Origin of the sequence: Flavobacterium cyclinae, assembly GCF_021172145.1 — a bacterium.
GTDB classification, from domain to species: Bacteria; Bacteroidota; Bacteroidia; order Flavobacteriales; family Flavobacteriaceae; genus Flavobacterium; species Flavobacterium cyclinae.
This window is the reverse complement of sequence record NZ_CP089095.1, coordinates 1,248,518-1,270,847: the sequence shown is the minus strand read 5'-3', so window position 1 is coordinate 1,270,847 and position 22,330 is coordinate 1,248,518. Positions and strand designations below refer to the sequence as shown.

General features: G+C 31.9%; 21 protein-coding genes. 12 read left to right on the top strand and 9 right to left on the bottom strand.

Going from position 1 to position 22,330, the window contains the following annotated elements; all coding sequences use genetic code 11:
* The 4 genes from LOS86_RS06040 to LOS86_RS06025 all read left to right on the top strand — a co-directional run bounded on the left by LOS86_RS06040 (window position 1) and on the right by LOS86_RS06025 (window position 3,082).
* Complete coding sequence (locus tag LOS86_RS06040; RefSeq protein WP_231843721.1) at window positions 1-492, top strand: hypothetical protein; 492 nt, start codon at window positions 1-3, stop codon at window positions 490-492.
* Between the two features lie 25 nt (window positions 493-517).
* Entirely contained in the window at window positions 518-1,531 is a 1,014-nt protein-coding gene (locus tag LOS86_RS06035; RefSeq protein WP_231843720.1) for a proline iminopeptidase-family hydrolase, read from the top strand.
* A gap of 63 nt (window positions 1,532-1,594) precedes the next feature.
* Complete coding sequence (locus tag LOS86_RS06030) at window positions 1,595-2,518, top strand: AraC family transcriptional regulator (RefSeq protein WP_231843719.1); 924 nt, start codon at window positions 1,595-1,597, stop codon at window positions 2,516-2,518.
* Between the two features lie 3 nt (window positions 2,519-2,521).
* Window positions 2,522-3,082 carry a hypothetical protein gene (locus LOS86_RS06025; RefSeq protein ID WP_231843718.1) on the top strand — a complete coding sequence of 187 codons (561 nt, stop codon included), beginning with the start codon at window positions 2,522-2,524 and terminating at the stop codon, window positions 3,080-3,082.
* Window position 3,083: 1 nt separating this feature from the next.
* Here LOS86_RS06025 and LOS86_RS06020 read toward each other — a convergent pair whose 3' ends face one another.
* Window positions 3,084-3,464, bottom strand: coding sequence for a DUF779 domain-containing protein (locus LOS86_RS06020; RefSeq protein ID WP_231843717.1), 381 nt, complete (start codon window positions 3,462-3,464; stop codon window positions 3,084-3,086).
* Between the two features lie 190 nt (window positions 3,465-3,654).
* On the bottom strand, window positions 3,655-5,160 hold the full coding sequence (locus tag LOS86_RS06015) for an aldehyde dehydrogenase family protein (protein WP_231843716.1): 1,506 nt from the start codon (window positions 5,158-5,160) through the stop codon (window positions 3,655-3,657).
* 268 nt (window positions 5,161-5,428) lie between these two features.
* Between LOS86_RS06015 and pheT the strand changes: the two genes are divergently transcribed.
* From pheT to LOS86_RS05975, 8 genes are all read left to right on the top strand, one after another.
* Window positions 5,429-7,858 carry a phenylalanine--tRNA ligase subunit beta gene (gene pheT / locus LOS86_RS06010; RefSeq protein ID WP_231843715.1) on the top strand — a complete coding sequence of 810 codons (2,430 nt, stop codon included), beginning with the start codon at window positions 5,429-5,431 and terminating at the stop codon, window positions 7,856-7,858.
* A gap of 100 nt (window positions 7,859-7,958) precedes the next feature.
* Window positions 7,959-8,717 carry a Rossmann-like and DUF2520 domain-containing protein gene (locus tag LOS86_RS06005; RefSeq protein ID WP_231843714.1) on the top strand — a complete coding sequence of 253 codons (759 nt, stop codon included), beginning with the start codon at window positions 7,959-7,961 and terminating at the stop codon, window positions 8,715-8,717.
* Window positions 8,701-9,228, top strand: a complete 528-nt coding sequence (locus LOS86_RS06000) for a KdsC family phosphatase (protein WP_231843713.1) — start codon at window positions 8,701-8,703, stop codon at window positions 9,226-9,228. Before LOS86_RS06005 ends, LOS86_RS06000 begins: the two co-directional genes overlap by 17 nt.
* Window positions 9,229-9,441: 213 nt before the next feature.
* Window positions 9,442-10,359: a geranylgeranylglycerol-phosphate geranylgeranyltransferase gene (locus LOS86_RS05995; RefSeq protein ID WP_231843712.1), complete on the top strand. Its 918-nt coding sequence runs from the start codon at window positions 9,442-9,444 to the stop codon at window positions 10,357-10,359.
* On the top strand, window positions 10,352-10,945 hold the full coding sequence (locus LOS86_RS05990) for a Maf-like protein (RefSeq protein WP_231843711.1): 594 nt from the start codon (window positions 10,352-10,354) through the stop codon (window positions 10,943-10,945). The genes LOS86_RS05995 and LOS86_RS05990 overlap by 8 nt, the downstream gene beginning before the upstream one ends.
* The gene (locus LOS86_RS05985) at window positions 10,929-11,465 is read left to right on the top strand and encodes a mechanosensitive ion channel domain-containing protein (protein WP_231843710.1); all 537 of its coding nucleotides are present in this window, start codon (window positions 10,929-10,931) and stop codon (window positions 11,463-11,465) included. Before LOS86_RS05990 ends, LOS86_RS05985 begins: the two co-directional genes overlap by 17 nt.
* Before the next feature lie 84 nt (window positions 11,466-11,549).
* Window positions 11,550-13,997 carry a PIG-L family deacetylase gene (locus tag LOS86_RS05980; protein WP_231843709.1) on the top strand — a complete coding sequence of 816 codons (2,448 nt, stop codon included), beginning with the start codon at window positions 11,550-11,552 and terminating at the stop codon, window positions 13,995-13,997.
* A gap of 183 nt (window positions 13,998-14,180) precedes the next feature.
* Window positions 14,181-15,863 carry a sodium:solute symporter family protein gene (locus tag LOS86_RS05975; RefSeq protein ID WP_231843708.1) on the top strand — a complete coding sequence of 561 codons (1,683 nt, stop codon included), beginning with the start codon at window positions 14,181-14,183 and terminating at the stop codon, window positions 15,861-15,863.
* Window positions 15,864-15,922: 59 nt separating this feature from the next.
* Here the strand turns inward: LOS86_RS05975 and LOS86_RS05970 are convergent, their stop codons facing one another.
* From LOS86_RS05970 to ccoS, 7 genes are all read right to left on the bottom strand, one after another.
* Window positions 15,923-16,624, bottom strand: coding sequence for a sulfite exporter TauE/SafE family protein (locus LOS86_RS05970; protein WP_231843707.1), 702 nt, complete (start codon window positions 16,622-16,624; stop codon window positions 15,923-15,925).
* A 32-nt stretch (window positions 16,625-16,656) separates the two neighbouring features.
* Window positions 16,657-17,106: a FixH family protein gene (locus LOS86_RS05965; protein ID WP_231843706.1), complete on the bottom strand. Its 450-nt coding sequence runs from the start codon at window positions 17,104-17,106 to the stop codon at window positions 16,657-16,659.
* Window positions 17,107-17,209: 103 nt separating this feature from the next.
* A complete protein-coding gene (gene ccoG / locus LOS86_RS05960; protein ID WP_231843705.1) occupies window positions 17,210-18,628 on the bottom strand; it encodes a cytochrome c oxidase accessory protein CcoG in 1,419 nt (472 codons plus the stop codon).
* 60 nt (window positions 18,629-18,688) lie between these two features.
* Window positions 18,689-19,633 (bottom strand): cbb3-type cytochrome c oxidase N-terminal domain-containing protein, encoded by a 945-nt coding sequence (locus LOS86_RS05955; protein ID WP_231843704.1) that lies wholly within the window; start codon window positions 19,631-19,633, stop codon window positions 18,689-18,691.
* Window positions 19,634-19,735: 102 nt separating this feature from the next.
* Window positions 19,736-19,906 carry a CcoQ/FixQ family Cbb3-type cytochrome c oxidase assembly chaperone gene (locus LOS86_RS05950; RefSeq protein ID WP_231843703.1) on the bottom strand — a complete coding sequence of 57 codons (171 nt, stop codon included), beginning with the start codon at window positions 19,904-19,906 and terminating at the stop codon, window positions 19,736-19,738.
* A 5-nt stretch (window positions 19,907-19,911) separates the two neighbouring features.
* Window positions 19,912-22,089 (bottom strand): cytochrome-c oxidase, cbb3-type subunit I, encoded by a 2,178-nt coding sequence (gene ccoN / locus LOS86_RS05945; RefSeq protein ID WP_231843702.1) that lies wholly within the window; start codon window positions 22,087-22,089, stop codon window positions 19,912-19,914.
* Between the two features lie 2 nt (window positions 22,090-22,091).
* Window positions 22,092-22,289, bottom strand: coding sequence for a cbb3-type cytochrome oxidase assembly protein CcoS (gene ccoS, locus LOS86_RS05940; protein ID WP_231843701.1), 198 nt, complete (start codon window positions 22,287-22,289; stop codon window positions 22,092-22,094).
* Between the last annotated feature and the right edge of the window lie 41 nt (window positions 22,290-22,330).

The following is a 22,330-nucleotide window of genomic DNA, read 5'->3' as shown; positions in this document are numbered from 1 at the left end:
ATGGAAAAAATTTTATCATTCAAACATTGGCAACTATTCCTAATATTTATTTGTATTTTCTGGGTTTCTCCAAGCCCAATTAAAGAAATTATAAATTTAATTAGTATACTTACTTTCATAATTTGGATTTTTTCCATTGTAAAATATGGTCAAATTAAAATTCAAGAACAAAATCTTCCAAAATTGGATGATAAATTATTTAAATTAAATTTAGTTGTTCTAACTTTATTTTTAATCATTAAATATTTCTTTTTAACTGAAGAGATAAACGAAACTGGTATATTTAATCTAATCCATATAGTTTTAACAATCTATCTGATTTTTGCTTTCATTCAAATAATTGTCTTTTCAAGTAAGACTTTATCAACTTTAGAATTAAGAAAAGAAACTAAATTTTCTGATTATTCAGGTTATTTTTTTTTGTTCATATTCTTTTTCGTAGGAGTATGGATGTTACAACCCAAAATTAATAAACTGTATAGCAGAGAGTAACGATTTAATTGCAAAAAATCCAACCATGAAAAACCTATTCCGCACAACACTCCTTCTTTTCAGCATAGCTTTATTAACAAGTTGTAAACAAGAAACCTTAGTCACTCAAAACGAGTATTTAGCACCATCTTCAGATAGCATTCAAAATGGTGGTGTAAAAGTGATTCCTATCGAGACTCCAAAAGGCACTTTTAATGTTTGGACGAAACGTATTGGAAACAATCCAAAAATTAAAGTATTGCTTTTAAATGGGGGTCCAGGCGCTACACATGAATATTTTGAATGTTTTGAAAACTTCTTACCAGCTGAAGGCATCGAGTTCATTTATTACGATCAATTAGGTTGTGGAAATGCCGATAATCCAAACGATACTTCGATGTGGGATTTGGCAAGATATGTTGAAGAAGTAGAGCAAGTTCGTAAAGCTTTAAAGTTAGACAACACCAATTTCTATTTGTTAGGACATTCGTGGGGCGGCATTTTAGCAATGGAATACAGCTTGAAATATCAAAACAACATGAAAGGCTTAATCATTTCGAACATGATGGCAAGTTGCCCTGAATATGACCAATATGCCAATGAAGTTTTAAGCAAACAAATGAATTCAGAAGTGTTGGCAGAATTGATGAAAATAGAAGCCAATAACGATTTTTCGAATCCAAGATATATGGAATTATTACTTCCGAATTTCTATGAAAAACACATTCTTCGTTTCCCTGCAAAAGATTGGCCAGAACCGGTAAATCGTTCGTTTGCTAAGATGAATCAGTCGCTTTATGTGACCATGCAAGGTCCTAGTGAATTTGGTATTTCAGGAAAATTAGAAAATTGGGATAGAAAAGCGGATTTGAAAAACGTAAAAATCCCAACCTTAGTAATCGGTGCAAAACACGATACGATGGATCCAAAACACATGGAAGAAATTTCAAAAATCTTACCAAATGGTTCGTATTTATTCTGTCCAAAAGGAAGTCACATGGCATTTTACGATGATCAAAAAACGTATTTTAACGGATTAATATCGTTTTTGAAAAAATAAACCAAAAGCAACTCTTAGTAGTTGCTTTTTTTGTATCTTAGTTTTTCTATTTGAAATTTTAGAATGGCAAACAAAGCGTTACTTTTTACTCCTGCTTTAACCCACGAAAAGTCATTAAAAACTTTGGTGGAAAATCGGACCATTTTTTCTTTAGACCATTGCGAATTGAATATTTTTGAAACCTATCAAAAATCCGATTTAGTTCCTTTGAAATTTAATGATTTGGTGGTTACGAGTATGTTGCGTGGAAAAAAAGTAATGCATTTATTTGAAGACCCAAGTTTTGAATATTTACCCGGCGAAACCGTAATTGTGCCTTCCAATGCCGAAATGAAAATCGATTTCCCAGAAGCTTCAAAAGACAATCCTACACAGTGTATTGCTTTGGCCATCGATAATCAGATTATTACGAATACATTGGATTTTTTAAACGAAAAATATCCAAAAGAAGGAAAAAGTAATTTGTGGAAATTAGACCACGAAAATTATTTCTTTTATAATAATGTTGAATTAGCAGGAACTATCAACAAGTTGATTAAAGAATGTATGGGCGATTCATTAACCAAAGACGCTCTTGCCGATTTAACGCTTCAAGAATTGATTATCCGAATCATTCAAACACAAACCACAAAACGTTTTGAAAGCGACACGTATATTGATAGCAATAGTCCAATTACACCAGCGATTGAATACATTAAAAGTAATATTCGAGAAACCATTAATTTGAAAGATTTGAGCGATAAAGCGTGTATGAGTACCACTTCATTTTATCGTTATTTCAAGAGAGAATTAGGTATGAGCCCAATCGAATTCATACTAAACGAAAAAATTAAATACGCAAAAAAACTATTGAGTAATCCTAATATTCAAGTCAACGAAGTTTCCTATGCCACAGGTTTTGAAGATTGCAATTACTTCATACGCTTATTTAAAAAATACGAAGGGGTTACACCAAAACAATATCAGTTGATGAATTATAATGGGTAATTTATGAATTTAAAAAATAGTATTCTAATAGCATTATTTACAACTTTATTAAGCTGTACAAAAGAAGATAAACTTACAGTATACCAAGAAAAGTCAAATGAACTAATTAACCAAATATTGGTTAATAATGAAAGTGAATGTAGTTGTATCATAGAACCTGATACTAACGAATCTACAATTCAAACATTATCAACAGACAATCCAAAAAGAAATTATAAAAAAATCATTTTAAATGAGTTAAATATCAATGATACTTTTCTAAAAAATTCAAATGAATTAAGCAAGTTTTATACTCTTGATGAATCCTTAAATAAGAACTACAAAATTTTGAAAAAAGAAGAATTATTTTCTCTTTTAAAAAAATATAAAGGTTTTGATAAATTAGACGAATTGACAAAAATTTGCCCAAAAGGTTGGTTTAGTTTTTCTCCCCCAATTTTCAATGAAACTTTTGACAAAGCAATTATTTCATATAGTTTCTATCCAGGTGGAAGTATGGATTTATATGAATTTAAAAATGGAAAATGGGAATTTGTTAAAATTATTGAAGGATGGATTGGCTAATCTATTCATTCAATCTGATTTCTTCCAAATTCTGAACTTCTTCTTCGGTAAATAATCTGTAATTTACTTTGAATGTTTTTCCGTAAGGGGTTTCTAATGAAAATCCGCCTGCTCCTATTCCATCGGTTACATCTAGTGTAAAATGTGCGTGTTTCCAATATTCAAACAAATCTTTGTCGACCCAAAATTCAAAACCTAGAATTTTTCCAATACAAACATCGCCATAACGCAAATAAAATCCGCCTTTTTCAAAACATTGCGGTTGGGTTCCTTCGCAACAGCCACCAGCTTGATAAAACATCAAATCGCCAAACTTTTCAGAAAGCATGGTAATTAGTTCAAGTGCTTTTTCGGTAGCATCTAATCGTTTTATTTTTTCCATATTTTGAAAAATTACACAAAGTTTCACAAAGTTCAACACAAAGTAACACCAAGTTTTTTTTCCATTTACGTTAAATTCTATGCGCACTATGTAGAGTTAAACGCCTAAAAATTAACTCAAAGCATAACTATTGTGTCTATGTATTTTTAAAAAACAAACCCAGTATTACACTGGGTTCGTCTATCATCTACTAAAAGAAACCTAATTTGTTTTTGTTATAAGAAATCAACATGTTTTTAGTTTGACGGTAATGGTCTAACATCATTTTGTGATTTTCTCTACCAATTCCTGATTGTTTATAACCTCCAAATGGCGCTCCAGCTGGATAAGCATGATATTGGTTTACCCAAACACGACCCGCTTGAATAGCTCTTGGTACTTGATATAATTCATGTGCATCACGTGTCCAAACACCTGCTCCTAATCCGTACATGGTATCGTTAGCAATTTCTAAAGCTTCCTCTGTAGTTTTGAAAGTGGTAACCGCTAACACTGGACCGAAAATCTCTTCTTGGAAAATACGCATTTTGTTGTGTCCTTTGAATAACGTAGGTTGAATGTAATATCCTCCTTCTAAATCGCCACCTAAATGATTCACATCACCACCACATAACAATTCAGCACCTTCTTCTTTACCTAATTTAATGTACGAAAGAATTTTATCTTTTTGAATTTGAGAAGCTTGAGCTCCCATCATCACTGTTGGATCTAATGGATTTCCTGTTTTAATTGCTTTAACGCGTTCTAATACTCTTTCAATGAATTTATCATAAATCGATTCGTGGATTAACAATCTTGACGGACACGTACAAACTTCACCTTGATTTAAAGCAAAAAGAGCAACGCCTTCTAATGCTTTATCTAAAAATTCATCATCAGCATCCATAACTGATGGAAAGAAAATATTTGGTGATTTTCCACCTAATTCTAATGTAACTGGAATAATGTTTTCTGTAGCATATTGCATTACCATTCTACCTGTTGCTGTTGAACCTGTAAAGGCAGCTTTTGCAACTTTAGGATTGGTTACTAATGTTCTTCCTAACTCAGCACCAAATCCGTTAATAACATTCACTACACCTGCAGGAATTAAATCTCCAATTAGTTCCATTAATACCATAATCGAAATTGGTGTGCTTTCTGCAGGTTTTAACACAACACAATTACCCGCAGCTAAAGCTGGAGCCAATTTCCAAACGGCCATTAAAATTGGGAAGTTCCAAGGAATGATTTGAGCTATAACTCCTATTGGCTCATGAACAATGATAGAAACAGTGTCTTTATCTAATTCGGTAATCGAACCTTCTTCAGCACGAATTACACTAGCAAAATATCTAAAATGATCAATAGCTAACGGAATATCAGCTGCCATAGTTTCGCGAATAGCTTTACCGTTGTCTAAAGTTTCAACCGCAGCTATGTAATCCAAATTGGCTTCAATTCGATCTGCGATTTTGTTCAACATAATACTTCTCTCCGTAGCCGAAGTTTGACTGAATGTTTTGAAAGCTTCGTCAGCTGCATTTACTGCCATTTCAATGTCTAATTTTGCTGAATGTGCCGCTTTCGACATTAATTTTCCATCTACTGGAGATAATACTTCGAAATACTGTCCAGTTGAAGGAGCAGTCCATTTTCCGTTGATATAATTATCGTACTTTTCTTTTAATTGGGGTCTTTGAACTAAATTACTCATAATTTTGATTTTAGGTTTGTTTCTCAAAATTAGTTTCAATTCTTATTTTAGAATAGCACAATTATTTCATTTAATAGCACAAAATTGATATTAATAAAATTTTAACGTGTAAAAAATAAATATTTAAAATTTTTTAGAATCATTAATTATCAAATTATTAACAAAAACTAAAATATATTTTCGAAGGTTGAAATTCAAAATTTCTAAATTCTAATTTCAAAATTCTAATTTTATAAAGTATCTTTGCCGTTTTAAAAATCGATACAAAATGCGTATATCTTACAATTGGTTAAAACAGTTCATTAAAACCGATTTAAAATCTGAAGAAATTGCCGACATTCTTACCGATTTAGGTTTAGAAGTTGAAGGTGTAGATAAATATGAAAGTTTAAAAGGAGGTTTACAAGGAGTTGTTGTAGGACATGTACTTACTTGCGAAAAACATCCTGATGCTGATAAACTAAAAATCACAACGGTTGATTTAGGTGACGGAAATGCTCCTGTTCAAATTGTTTGTGGTGCTCCAAACGTAGCAGCGGGTCAAAAAGTTCCTGTGGCAACTATTGGTACCAAGTTATTTGACAAAGAAGGAAACGCATTCGAAATTAAAAAAGGGAAAATCCGAGGACAAGAAAGTCACGGAATGATTTGTGCTGAAGACGAATTAGGTCTTGGAGAAAGTCATGACGGAATTATGATTTTAAACGAAGATTTAAAACCAGGAACTTTAGCTTCAAAAGTATTCCAAATTGAAACAGACGAAGTATTCGAAATTGGTTTAACACCAAACCGTGCTGATGCTATGTCTCATATGGGTGTAGCTCGCGATTTACGTGCAGGATTGTTACAAAAAGGAACTACATCGGAATTGATTACGCCATCGGTAAGTAAATTTAAAGTAGAAAAACGTACTTTAAAAATCGATGTAAAAGTTGAAAACGACAAATTAGCTCCAAGATATTGTGGGGTAACTATTTCAGGAATTGAAGTAAAACCTTCTCCTTCATGGTTACAAAACCGTTTAAAAGCCATTGGATTAACTCCAAAAAATAACGTAGTTGACGTTACAAACTATGTTTTACATGAATTAGGACAACCTTTACACGCTTTTGATGCGGCTCAAATCAAGGGCAACAAAGTAATTGTAAAAACTGTTCCTGCAGGGACTAAATTTGTAACATTAGATGATATTGAACGTACGCTTCATGAAGAAGATTTAATGATTTGTAATGAAAATGGGCCAATGTGTATTGCAGGTGTTTTTGGAGGAAAATCTTCAGGAGTTTCTGAAAGTACACAAGCTATTTTCTTGGAAAGTGCTTATTTCAATCCGGTTTCGGTTAGAAAAACAGCAAAAAGACATACTTTAAGTACTGATGCTTCTTTCCGTTTTGAAAGAGGAATTGATCCAAGTATTACGGAATATGCTTTAAAACGTGCGGCTTTGTTAATTCAAGAAGTGGCAGGTGGTGAAATTACTTCGGATATTATTGATATTTATCCTAAAAAGATTGAAGATTTCAGCGTATTTATTCATTTCAACAAAGTGAATAAAATCATTGGAGAGGAAATTAAACCAGAAACGATTAAAAAGATTTTAGCTTCTTTAGATATTAAAGTAAATAGTATTACCGAAGCTGGTTTAGGATTAACTATTCCTTCTTATCGTGTTGATGTTACTCGCGAAATTGATGTTATTGAAGAAATTTTACGTGTTTACGGTTACAACAACATCAAAATTCCATCAAAAGTAAATGCTACAACTGCTTATTCTTCTAGAACAGAAGAGTTTAAAGTTCAAAATATTATTGCTAACCAATTGTGTTCGTTAGGATTTAACGAAATGATGGCAAATTCTTTAACTACGCCAGATTACGTTAAACTTTCTGATAATTTAAAAGAAGAATTCAATGTAATGATGTTAAATCCGTTAAGTAGCGATTTATCAGCAATGCGTCAATCGTTATTATTTTCTGGATTAGAAGCAGTTTCGTTCAATATCAATAGAAAAAGAAGCGATTTAAAATTCTTTGAATTTGGAAAAAGCTACCACAAATTACCAGGTGGTTATGAAGAAAATAAACATTTAACACTTTTAGTAACTGGAAGTCGTCAAAACGAAAGTTGGACAAATCCACAATCAAAATCTGACTTTTTCTTATTTAAAGGTTATATCAATACTGTTTTAAGTCGTTTTGGATTAGATAAAAAAGTAACGTCATTACCTTTTGAAAATGATGTATTTGCAGAAGGATTAGCATTAGCAGTTGGTAAAGAAATAATTGTAGAATTCGGAACAGTTAAAAAATCGGTTTTAAAACATTTCGACATCAAACAAGAAGTGTTATATGCTGATTTTGCTTGGGATAAAATTCAAAAATACGTATCAAACAAAATTAAATTTAGTGATATTCCTAAATATCCTGAAGTTCGTAGAGATTTAGCCTTATTATTAGACGAAAATGTAGCTTTTGAACAAATCTATACGATTGCAAAACAAACAGAAAAAGGCTTATTAAAAGACGTGAATTTGTTTGACGTTTATCAAGGAAAAAACTTACCAGAAGGAAAAAAATCCTACGCCATAAGTTTCATTTTACAAGATGATTCTAAAACGCTAACTGATACTCAAATTGATAAAATTATGAGTAAACTTCAAAGTAATTTTGAAAGTCAGTTGGGCGCGAGCTTGAGATAGTATTTAGTTTACAGTATCAGTTTACATAATAAAACGCTTGATTCAATTGAGTCAGGCTTTTTTGTTGCAAATTCTCCTCAAAATTCACTATTTTTACCACATGATAAAAGTAGTTTTAATAGGTTCAGGAAATGTGGCGCAGCACTTAATTCAGGTGTTGTTACAAAGTAAAGAAGTTGATTTGGTACAAGCATTTGCTCGTAACCCAAGTCATTTATCGCATTTGCTTGCTGAGGAAAAAATTACTGCTGATTATCAAAAAATTACAGAAGCCGATTTGTACATAATTTCGGTTTCAGATAATGCTATTGCGGAAGTTTCTGCTAAATTGCCGTTTGAAAATCGTTTGGTGGTGCATACTTCGGGTTCGTCTAATATCTCGGTTTTAAATGAGAAGAATCGTAAAGGTGTTTTTTATCCATTGCAAACCTTCACTAAAGGTAAGGATATCGACTTCACTCCTATTCCTATTTGTTTAGAAGCGGAAAATGAATCCGATTATGAACTATTAGAAAAATTAGGCAATTGCATTTCGCAAAAAGTGGTTCACATTTCTTCGGAACAACGTAAAAGTTTGCACGTGGCCGCTGTTTTTGTTTGTAATTTTGTGAATCATTTGTATGAAATTGGAAATGAAATTTGCGAAGAAAACAATGTGCCTTTTGAGGTTTTACATCCGTTAATTCAGGAAACGGCTCATAAAATAACAGAACTTTCACCAAGAGAAGCACAAACAGGTCCAGCATTACGAAACGATACCAAAACCATTGAAAAACATATAGATTTTATAGAAAATCCAGAATATAAAAACCTTTATCAATTACTTACACAATCGATACAACATGTCAAAAAGTTATAAAGAAATCATGAACCAAATCACCACTTTCATCTTCGATGTAGATGGAGTGTTAACCGATGGAAGTATTCACATAACACCAACAGGTGAAATGCTTCGTAATATGAACATTAGAGATGGCTATGCGATGAAAGCCGCTGTAGAAAATGGTTATACGGTTTGTATTATTTCGGGTGGAAGTAATGAAGGGGTTCGCGTTCGTTTGCGAAATTTAGGAATTACTGATATTCACTTAGGCGTACCTAATAAAGTAGAAACCTTCAAAGAATTTACAGATATATACAATATCCAACCTGAAAATGTGTTATACATGGGAGATGATATTCCAGATTATCATGTAATGCAATTAGTAGGTTTACCAACGTGTCCGCAAAACGCAGTGCCAGAAATCAAAGGAATTTCGAAATATGTATCCCATGTAGAAGGTGGAAAAGGTGCCGTTCGTGATGTAATTGAACAAGTAATGAAAGTACAAGGCAAATGGATGGAACATTTTGATGCCAAGTTTGATTAAAAGTTTGTTTTAACGCAAAGGGCGCAAAGATTTTACGCAAAGCACGCCAAAATAACTCTTTTAGCTTTGTGTATAAACCTGAAATAAAAAATTAAAACATTTGAGTCATTGAAGTAAAACTTAAGCTATATTTCACTTCAATAAAAGTTCATAAGAGATTTAATCCGTGTTCTAAAAAACTTGAAACCTGAAACCTGAAACAAAAAAACAATCATGAAATACTTAAAACTAATTCGATACCAAAATTTACTAATGCTTGCTTTTATGCAATTGGTATTTCGTTTTTTATTTTTAAAAGAATCTAATATTTATTTAGCACTAACGGATTTTAACTACATATTGTTAATCATTTCAACTGTTTGTATTGCAGCTGGTGGATATGTCATCAATAATATAATGGATCAAGATACTGACGAAATTGCGAAACCTCAAAACCGTGTTGTAGGTGTCTCCATTTCTGAAGCAACTGCCTATAATTGGTATATTGGGTTAACAATTGTGGGTGTTGGAATTGGGTTTTATCTGTCTAATGTGATTTACAAACCTACATTTGCTTCCCTATTTATTTTAGTAGCCACATTACTTTATGTTTACGCTACTAACTTGAAACAAATTCCGGTTGTAGGTAATATAGTTGTGGCTTTATTACTTTCGATAAGCATCATCATTATAGCATTATTTGATGTATTTCCAGCTACTTATGATGCTAATAGAAGTAGAATGAGCGAAATATTTAGCATCATAATTGATTATGCCGTTTTTGCCTTTCTTATCAATTTTATTCGTGAAATTGTAAAAGATATGGAAGATATGGATGGTGACTATCAAACCGGAATCAATACGCTTCCTATTGCAATAGGTATTAAAAAAACAAAAATCATTGTTGGAATTATAACTGCAATTTCCATTGGTATATTAGCCTACTATGTAAAAGTTAACTTATTTGAACTTGATTTTGTTATTTATTACGCATTACTTTTAATTATTGGCCCCTTATTATATTTTGGAGTTAAATTACTTAATGCATCAAATAAAAAAGAGTTTCATCATTTAAGTTTGGTATTAAAAATAGTCTTGTTCTTCGGCATTATTTCAATAGCTGTAATTGTTTTCAATTTAAAACATGCTTAAAGAAAAATTAAATAAAATCAATATCATTTTAGCTTCCGGTTCGCCAAGAAGACAACAGTTTTTTAAGGAAATGGATTTGCATTATTCCATTCGTCTTAAAGAAATTGAAGAAATCTATCCCGAACATTTACAAGCGGAGGAAATCACCAATTTCTTAGCCAAATTAAAAGCCAGTGCTTTTGAAAATGAATTGGAAGAAAATGATATTTTAGTGACAAGTGATACTATTGTTTGGTTGAATGGAAAAGCTTTAGGCAAACCAAAAGATTATGATGATGCTTTTCAAATGTTGCAACAATTAGCGAATCAAACGCATGAAGTTATAACATCTGTTTGTTTGAAATCAATTGATAAAACAGAAGTTTTTCACTGTGTGACCAAAGTAACTTTTAGTAATTTATCGGATGAAGCCATTCGTTATTATTTAGAACATTACAAGCCCTTTGACAAAGCAGGAAGTTACGGAATTCAAGATTGGATTGGTTTAGTAGGAATATCAAAAATTGAAGGATCGTATACCAATGTCGTAGGTTTACCAACCGAAATGTTATTTCAAAAATTAATGAATTATGCTGAAATTTATTGATAATCCTTATTTACACGAAGAAATAGGAACACTTGTCGTAATCCTAGTATATCTTATTTTACGATTTAGTATCGTAAAGGTTGTGAATCGATTTGCAAGATTGAATGAAGTTTTAGAACATCGTACCAACTTGATTATCAAATACATTAATTTACTTCTAGGTATTTTAGCTTTGACCTCTATAACCATTATTTGGGGGGTTAAAAAAGACCAAATTTTATTATTTATTTCGTCTGTATTTGCTGTTGTAGGGGTAGCTTCGTTTGCCCAATGGTCAATTTTAAGCAACATAACGGCCGGAATTATTATCTTTTTCTCCTATCCTTTTAAAATTGGTGATAAAATAAAAATTCACGATAAAGAATATCCAGTTGAAGGAGAAATCGAAGATATCAAAGCATTTTACATTATTTTAAAAACAAATGGTGGTGAAATTATTACCTATCCTAACAACCTTTTAATGCAAAAAGGGATATCGATTGTAAATCAACCAATTGAAGAAAAAGAATTTTTTGATTAGACCAACTTATAAAAAACTGTTAAAAAGGAAGCGAATAAAACTTCCTTTTTTTTATTTCCTTATTTTTGAAACAAAACCTTTGCAATGAAACGAAGCATTACTTCATTATTTATATTTTTTATCTCAATAGCAGCAATTGCTCAAGCGCCTCAAAAACTGAATTCAGTTGAAATTTATGAACAACTTCAAAAACTGAATTTTTTAGGAAAAGTATTGTATGTTGCGGCTCATCCTGATGATGAAAACACCAAGCTTATCACCTATTTTTCAAATCATTATCACGCGCAAACTGCGTATTTGTCTTTAACTCGTGGTGATGGTGGACAAAATTTAATTGGGACCGAATTAAGAGAGAAATTGGGTGCCATAAGAACGCAAGAACTTTTAGCTGCCAGAAGAATTGATGGTGGCGAACAGTATTTTACCCGAGCTAATGACTTTGGGTTTTCAAAAGAACCAAATGAAACTTTTTCGATTTGGAACAAAAATGAAGTCATGGAAGATGTAATCCAAGTAATTGAAACGTTTCGACCTGATATTGTCATAAATCGTTTTGCACATAATACGCCAGGAACTACACACGGGCACCACACGGCTTCGGCTATGTTGAGTTTGGATGCATATGATTTGGTATACAACAAACCTAAACGCATTTTTTTCAACACATCATGGTGGTTTTATGGTAGCCAGGAAGCGTTTGATGCTGCCGATAAATCGAAATTATTAGCCATAAATTCCAATGTTTTTTATCCGCTAAAAGGGAAAAGTAATAATGAAATCGCTGCTTTAAGTCGAAGCCAACACAAATGTCAAGGTTTTGGAACTTTGGGAACTCGTGGCAATGAAACCGAATATTTAGAATTACTAAAAGGAGATTTACCAAGCAATACGAATCTTTTTGAAGGAATCGATACCTCATGGAATCGAGTAAATGGCGGAAATGAAATTGGTAAAATTTTGTATGAAATCGAAAAGAATTTCAATTTTGGAAATCCTTCCGTTCATATTCCGAATTTGATTAAAGCGTATGATTTGATTCAAAAATTAGAAGATACACATTGGAAAGAAATCAAATCGAAACAAATCATTAAAATCATTGAATCATGTAGTGGTTTGTTTATGGAAGCGGTTGCGGACACAGAAACGATTACGAAAGACAGTAAATTTAATCTTCAATTAGAAGTAATTAATCGAAGTCAATCGAATGTAAAATTAATTTCGGTTAACGCATTGAATATTAAGAGTGAAACTCAAAATAAACCTTTGAAAAACAACGAAAAAGTAAGTTTTCAGTTCAAAGATGTTGTTGTTGGAAATGCCGTTGATTATTCGAACTTATTTTGGTTAAAAGAACAACAAACCGAAGGAATGTATCAAGTTTCGGATAAATCTATTCGTATTTTACCTGAAATATCCTCATCATTTCCTGTAATTTTTACTTTGGAAATTGAAGGAAAAACCATCGAATTTGTAAAGAATATTTGCTATAAATTCAATAATCCAGATGACGGTGAAACCTATGTTCCTTTCACGATTTTACCTGAATTTACGTCTTCCATTGAGCCAAAAGTTGTTATTATTAACGCTACGCAACCAAAAGAAATTACAGTCAAAGTAAAAGCGCATAAAGCTAATGCTTCAGGAAAATTGTCGTTAGTAATTCCACAAGATTGGAAAATTGAACCAAAAGAAATTCCGTTTACAATAGCAGCAAAAAATGAAGAACGTAATTTTACTTTTAAAGTATATCCAACTAAGCCTGAAGTTACTTCAAAATTAGTAGCCCAAATTACGACTTCAAATGGAATATTAGATAAAGAATTAGTTACGATTCAATATTCACACATTCCAAAACAAACCATTTTAGTGACTTCTGAATCTAAAGTGGTGAAATTAGATATTGCTACAAAAGGTAAAAATATTGGTTATATTATGGGGGCTGGAGACGAAGTGAATAAAAATTTAGAGAACTTAGGTTTCCAAGTTACCAATTTGAATCCGAACGATATTACAACAGAGAATTTAAAATCTTTTGATGCTATAATTCTAGGAATTCGCGCTTTTAATGTGGTGGACGAATTGAAATTTAAAAATAAAATATTGTTTGATTATGTGGCTAATGGTGGAAATGTTATCGTACAATACAACACAACAAACAACCTGATTACCAAAGAAATAGCACCTTATCAATTAAAAATTTCAAGAGATCGCGTTACTGATGAAAATGCAAAAGTTACTTTCTTGGCACCGAATCATAAAGTATTAAATCAACCTAACAAAATTTCGGAAAAAGATTTTACAGGTTGGGTTCAAGAGCAAGGATTGTATTATCCAAACGAATGGAGTTCAGAATTTATTCCTATTTTAGCCTCTAATGACGAAGGTGAAACGCCTAAAAAAGGTGGATTATTAATCGCCAAACACGGAAAAGGAAATTATATTTACACCGGATTGAGTTTCTTTAGAGAACTTCCTGAAGGCGTGAGTGGCGCTTATAGATTATTGGCTAATTTAATTGCTTTGGATAAATGATGGAAGATGGATGAAGGAAGATGGATGAATGATACATAATTTGATTTTTAACAAGATAATTAACTTGAAACTAAAAATTCATGGAAGAAAAACACCGTTGGAAAAAAAGTTATAGCATTGTACTGATATTAAATGCTATCTACATTTTAATATTCTACTTAATAATGGAAATTTATACGTAATATGGAAATATTAGATTGGATAGTATTATCAATAACCTTATCGTTTATCGTTATTTATGGAATCCTAAAAACAAAAGGAAGTGCCAATGTAAAAGACTATTTATTAGATAACAACGAAACCCCATGGTTTACGGTTGGAGTTTCAGTTATGGCTACTCAAGCTAGTGCTATTACTTTTTTATCAACACCAGGACAAGCCTATCATGACGGAATGGGATTTGTACAATTCTATTTTGGATTGCCTTTAGCTATGATTGTTATTGCCTATACTTTTATTCCTATTTATCATCGATTAAAAGTATATACCGCTTACGAATATTTAGAACAACGATTCAACATCGAAACCCGGACTTTAGCGGCTGTTTTATTTTTAATACAAAGAGGATTAGGTACCGGAATTACTATTTATGCACCATCGATTATTTTATCGGCATTATTGGGTTGGAACCTAAATATGTTGAATATTATCATTGGAATTTTAGTGATCGTTTACACCGTAACTGGTGGAACTAAAGCAGTAAACGTAACCCAAAAGCAACAAATGTTCGTCATTATGTCGGGAATGTTTATTATTTTCTTCTACATATTAACGAATTTGCCTCACGAAGTTGATTTCTCCAATGTTCTTCATATAGCGGGTGCCAATGGAAAAATGGATATTTTAGATTTCTCTTATAATCCAGAAACACGTTATACTTTTTGGAGTGGTATTACCGGTGGATTCTTTTTAATGCTCTCTTATTTTGGTACAGATCAATCGCAAGTGGGAAGATATTTATCTGGAAAATCGGTAAAAGAAAGCCAAATGGGATTAATCATGAATGGATTATTAAAAGTTCCTATGCAATTCTTTATTCTTTTAACTGGTGTTTTGGTATTTGTTTTCTTTCAATTTAACGATGCCCCATTGCACTTTAACCCTACCAATGTTGAAAAAGTAAAAACTTCAAAATACAAAGCCGATTACGAAAACTTAGAAGAAAAGTTATCCCAAATTAACACCGATAAAAAGATTGTAAATCAAATTTATATTGAGCAATTAAAACATAATGAATTTGATAATCCCATCTTAAAAAAGCAAATGGTAGCGCTTTCATTGAAAGAGAAAGATTTAAGAGAAAAAGCTAAAGTGGTTATTTCTAAAGTTGATGAAAAAACGGAAACCAATGACAAAGATTATGTATTTCTATACTTTATCTTAAATTATTTACCAAAAGGCCTTTTAGGATTGTTATTAGCGGTTATTTTCAGTGCTGCGATGTCTTCTAGTGCCTCAGGATTAAATTCGCTTGGAGCCACTTCTGCTATTGATATTTACAAAAGAAACGTTAGCAGTAAATCCGACAAACATTATGTAGTAGCTACTCAGTATTTCACTGTTTTTTGGGGAGTTGTAGCAATTGGATTTGCTTGTATAAGTTCGTTATTTGAGAATTTAATTCAATTGGTAAACATCATTGGTTCTATTTTCTATGGAACAGTATTAGGTATTTTCTTGATTGGTTTTTATATCAAATACATCAAAGGAAAAGCCGCTTTTATTGGAGCCTGTATTAGTCAATTAACTATATTTTACATTTTCTATTTAGATGTAGTAAGTTATTTATGGCTGAATTTCATTGGAGCTATACTTACTATTGGATTATCATTTTTATTACAAAAAGTAATCTATAAATCAGAATAATAAAAAAGAGTGATAAAGCATAAAACTCCATCACTCTTCTACCCTATTAACTAAAATATTTAATGACAATTGGCTTCGGGTTGCACAAATAAACTCATATTACTTGGTGATAAATATGGAATATCTAACCCTAAACCTCTTATTATAAATAACATTCCAATTATAACCGCTACTAACGGTATTGCTTTTTGAATCGTTCCTCTGAATGAGAAAGAAAGTAAATTAGAAACATAAACCACAGCAGCAAGCATTGGTATAGTTCCTATTCCGAATAAAATCATATACAAAACACTTAATGAAATACTTTGCATAGCAATTGCTCCAAAAAGCGCTACATAAACCATTCCGCAAGGTAAAAAACCATTCAATAATCCAATTGTGAATAACGATTTATAGCTTTTGTTTTTAAACTGTTGGCCTAAACTCGATTTTACTTTTGTAATGATTCTATAAATTGGTTTTGAAAAATTGTACTTGGCAAATACTCGTTCTGGAATTATCGCTACCATAATCATTAAAATCCCAACGATTATAGAAAGTTGTTGTTGCATTCCGGCTAAATAGAAAGTTCTTCCTAAAAGTCCAAAAATTAAACCTAATGTACCATAAGCTGTTAGTTTTCCTATATGATACGTAATTATCTGAGTTACTTTTTTAGCTTCATTGCTTCTATCTACTGGTAACATCATAGCAATTGGACCGCACATTCCTATGCAGTGAAAACTACTAATTAAACCAAATATAAAAGCCGAATATAACATAAACTTCAAATTCCAAATTCAAAAGAAAGAAATTATTCCATTCTAAACGAATTTTTGTTCAAATATTTCACTCCGTCGTATTCCCAATCAATAGAAATGTCCCAAAGACCGCCAGCAAAATTACTTTTAGGTATGAGCAAATGTGGACTAGATAATGAAATCGGAATTTCAAAATCTAATTTCTGACTTGACGGTCTGTATAAGGACACTTTTCCATTTATTTTTGAATAATCAAAATCAGCTGGAAATTGAATTTTCATTCCTTCCGCAGTTTTTTCGATTGTTACTTTATTGATTAATGCATTTGCATTTTCTTGTTTTTCAATATCGCCTTGAACTAATGCTTCTTTTTTGTAATAATCCTCTACTACTAGTTCATGATCATATTTATCGTTAGATTGCACTTTAAAAACGTATGACAAAATAAATGTCATAAAAAGAGCAAAAGCAATAACAATTCCGGTTCCCCAATTAAATTTCATATGTTTAAATTTTATTTATCATTGGTAACATATGGTATCGCCTTTTAAATTATTGGTGTTTGCTTACGCAATTTTTTAGTGGCGATTTCATAGCTGTATTTTTTTAATTAAAGTTTCTTGGTCCTTGGAAATTAGTTGATGTTTCTTCAATCAATTTATCTCCATTATATAATTCCAATTTTAAATGAACTTTTTCTTCTTGTAATGAGTTTTCTGGAATATCAATATATAATGTTCCGCTTACTAAACCTTGTTTTGGCACCTTAATTACTGGACTTCCCACTAATTTTATTTCTCCTTTGTAATTGACAATTTTAACCGTTACTTGGTCAAATTCCTGTTCAGTTTTATTGACAATTTTATACGTATAGAAGTTACGAATGTTTTCTCCGTTGTGTTGGAACAATTGCCCTGACATTGGTAAGAAATTGGCTTCTACATCATTTCGTAAGAACAACATTCCGATTAAAACGCCTACTAACAAAGTTAAAACGGCGATGTAACCTTTCATTCGAAGTGTTAACTTGAACTTTTCTTTCTTAACGATTTCATCTTCACTTGCATAGCGGATTAATCCTTTTGGTAATCCTACTTTCTCCATAACGGTATCACATTCATCGATACAAGCGGTACAGTTGATACATTCTAACTGAGTTCCGTTTCGAATATCAATTCCTGTTGGACAAACTACCACACATTGGTTACAATCGATACAATCTCCATGACCTAATGCGGTTCTATCTTCACCGTTTCTCCATTTTTTTCTTCCGTTTGTGCCTTCTCCTCTTACATGGTCATAGGTTACATTAATTGATTTATTGTCTAATAAAACACCTTGCATTCTTCCGTAAGGACAAGCAATAATACATACTTGTTCTCTAAACCATGCAAATACGAAATAGAAAACTCCAGTAAAAATCAATAGAGCAATTAATGTACTTAAGTTATTAGAAGGACCTTCGGTTATCATCTTGATAAGTTCATCGCTGCTAATCAAATACGCTAGGAAAACATTGGCAATGAAGAATGAAAAAATAAAAAAGATAGTCCATTTAGTTACTCTTTTTCTTATTTTTTCAGCATCCCATTTTTGTCTTTCTAATCGCATTTGAGCTCCTCTGTCTCCATCAATCCAATATTCGATACGTCTAAAAACCATTTCCATAAAAATAGTTTGAGGACAAAACCAACCACAAAAAATACGTCCAAATGCAACTGTAAATAAGGTTAGCCCCACTACTCCAACAATCATTGAAATTACAAACAAATGAAAATCCTGTGGCCAAAATGCAAATCCGAAAATACTAAAACGTCTTTCCAGTACATTAAACATTAAGAACTGATTTCCTCCTACCTTGACAAATGGAGAGGCAATTAAAAAAACCAAAAGAAAATAGCTTACTAATTTTCTCTTATCATAAAAAGGGCCAGAAGGTTTTTTAGGATAAATAAAATTTCTTTTCCCTTCTGCACTTATTGTTGCAATGGTATCTCTAAAACTTTCGTCATTTAAATTTGACATAATTCTGCAATTTTTAGTTTAAAAAAGGTTTTGAGAATTTCCCAAAACCTTTTTTACATTTTATTTTTCTGCTGGTGCTTCTACTTTTGTAGAATCTACAACTGCTTCAGCAGCTGGTGCTGTTTCTACAGGTTCAACCCATAGTTCCCCTTCTGCTGGTTTTCCTCCTTGTGGATTTGTACCTTGTAATGTTAAAATATAACTTGCTACACTTTGAATATCTTTAGAAGATAAATTAGATTTCCAAGCTACCATTGAAGGATTGTTTTTACTACCTTCAGATATTAATTTGAAAATATTTTTAATACCTCCACCATTAATCCAATGTTTATCGGTTAAGTTTGGTCCTACTAAACCTCCACCATCTGCTTTATGACAAGCTGCACAAGCATTCGTAAAGATTTCTTTCCCTTTTGCTAAACTTGTAGCATCAGTTACAGCAACTACTGTTTCATAACTTACTTCATCAGCAGGATCTTTAGGTAATTTTGATTTTTCTAATTCTGCTAATTCAACTTCTTTATTAAATTCTTCTGCTTGATTATAATCTCCTACAATGTGGAAACGAACTAAATAAACAGCTGCAAAAATAATTGTAACATAAAATAAATACACCCACCATGGCGGCAATACATTGTCTAACTCTTTGATACCATCGTAGTCATGGTCTAACATAATTTCACCTTCACTCTCCATTTCTTTTGAGCGAGTTAATTTGCTAACAATATTTTGGTACCATTTGCTTTCGGTAAAAGAAACAGATTGTGCTTCTGCTAATTGCTTCTTTTGCTCATCTGTTAATAAATGATAGGTTACTTTATCAACTGCATCTACTACAATTTCAATTGCAATTAATAAAAATAGAAACACTCCTAAAAATAAAGCAACCATAGGGAACTTTATAAAAGCTGGCCTGTCTCCTGAATCGATAAAATATTCCAAAGCTGCAAATACTACTGCAAACAGTAATGGAACTCTTACGTATGATGGAATTAATTTTTTCATTTGTTGAAAATTTTGATGTTATGAGAATCTAAACAACCATGTTACTAACCAAAATAACACGAAAACATGGTTGTAATAGTTTCTCGCTAGTTATAATTATGACTATTCGTCGTTCAAAGGCATTTCACTAATTTCTTTAATTTTATCTTTACTATAGGTAAATGCCCAAAGTGTGAACAATACAAATGCAGTAAAGAAAATTGTCAAAGAAATGATTGGATAAATATCTACTCCAGTAATAGTTTCTAAATTATGTTTAATAAACTTTAGCATAACTTTTATTTTTTAACTTGAGTATCAGTACCTAATCTTTGTAAGTAAGCAATTAAAGCTACAATTTCTCTATCTTTTAATGGAGAAGCTGTTTCATTTCCAAATGATTTCTTAATTTCTGGATTAGCTAATAAATTAGTTTCAATTTTAGTAGCTTGTACTTCCATATTTTTAAGAGCATTATTAATATCATCTTCAGTATAAGGAACTCCTAATTTTACCATAGTTCTCATTTTATCCTGAATAGTAGAATTATCTAACTCATTTTTGATTAACCATTGGTATCTTGGCATAATTGATTTCTCATTTAAACCTTGAGGATCATACATATGGTTAAAATGCCATACATCATCTCTACCTCCGTTAAATGGTTTTCCTTTAACACCTTCTCTTGCTAAATCTGGTCCTGTACGTTTAGAACCCCATAAGAATGGATGATCGTAAACAAATTCACCTGCTTTAGAATAATCTCCATAACGCTCAACTTCTGAACGGAACGGACGAATCATTTGTGAGTGACATCCCACACATCCTTCACGGATATATAAATCTCTACCTTGTAACTCTAATGGTGTATATGGTTTTACTGATGAAATTACAGGAATATTAGATTTTACTAAAATAGTTGGTAAAATTTGAATTAAACCTCCAATTAAAATTGCAACCGTAGTTAAAATCATGAATTGAACTGGTTTTCTTTCTAACCAAGAGTGTAATTTTTCACCTTTTAAACGGTTAGGAGAAATTACAGCTAAAGCTGGTGCTTCTGCTAATTCATTTTCTACTGGAGAACCTTGTCTTACTGTTCTAATTACATTGTAAACTAATACAATTACCCCAACTAAATACAATGTTCCACCTACAGCACGCATCCAATACATTGGCATTAATTCCGTTACTGTTTCAAGGAAGTTACCATATTGTAAAGCGCCTCCATCTGGTTTGAATTGTTTCCACATTGAAGCTTGAGTAAATCCTGCCACATACATTGGAAGTGCATATAAAATAATACCTAAAGTACCAATCCAGAAATGGAAATTCGCTAATTTATCAGAGAATAATTTTGTTTTTGTCATTCTTGGGATTAACCAATAAATCATACCGAATGATAAGAAACCATTCCAAGCTAAAGCTCCAACGTGAACGTGAGCAATAATCCAGTCTGTAAAGTGGGCAATAGCATTAACGTTTTTCAATGATAACATTGGACCTTCAAAAGTAGCCATACCGTAACCAGTAATTGCCACTACGAAGAATTTCAATACTGCATCTGTACGAACTTTATCCCAAACTCCTCTTAAAGTTAATAAACCATTAATCATACCTCCCCAAGATGGTGCAATCAACATTACAGAGAACACAACTCCTAAATTTTGAGCCCAATCTGGTAAAGCAGAATATAATAAGTGGTGAGGCCCAGCCCAAATGTAAATGAAAATCAACGACCAGAAGTGAATAATTGATAATCGATAAGAATATACTGGACGATTAGCAACTTTTGGCACAAAGTAATACATCATACCTAAGAATGGAGTGGTTAAGAAGAATGCCACCGCATTGTGTCCGTACCACCATTGAACTAACGCATCTTGAACACCCGCATAAACCGAGTATGATTTCATACCTGATAATGAAACTGGTAATTCTAAACTGTTAAAAATATGAAGTACAGCAACCGTTACAAACGTTGCGATGTAAAACCAAATAGCAACATAAATATGACGCTCTCTTCTTTTAATAATAGTTCCAATCATGTTGATACCAAACACTACCCAAATAAGTGCAATTGCAATGTCAATTGGCCACTCTAATTCAGCATATTCTTTAGAAGTAGAATATCCTAATGGTAATGTTATAGCTGCAGCAACAATAATTAATTGCCAACCCCAAAAGTGAACTTTACTTAAAAAGTCACTCAACATTCTAGTCTTTAATAAACGTTGCATTGAGTAATAAACTCCTGCAAACATGGCGTTACCAACGAAGGCAAAGATTACCGCATTGGTGTGTAAAGGTCTTAAGCGTCCAAAACTTAAAAACGAAATGCCGCTGGTTAAGTTTGGAAACAAAAATAGGAAAGCTAAAATAAGCCCCACCAACATCCCCACTACACCAAAGACTATACTAGCGTAGAGGAAATTCCTTACAATTTTGTTGTCGTAATAAAATTGTTGCTTCTCCATAATTAGATTGATTTTTGTTTTTCTGTTTGTATTAATTTGTTAGGATTTTCTTTTTTCACTACTTCATCATCAAATAACATTCTTACCGATGGTGTATAATCGTCATCATACTGACCACTTTTAACTGCTTTAATGAAAGCAATCAAAAATACTACGGCAACTATTATACTGATAGTGATTAATAAATAAATGACACTCATACCTTAAATTGTGTTAACAAAGTTACTTCCACTCGTTTTTA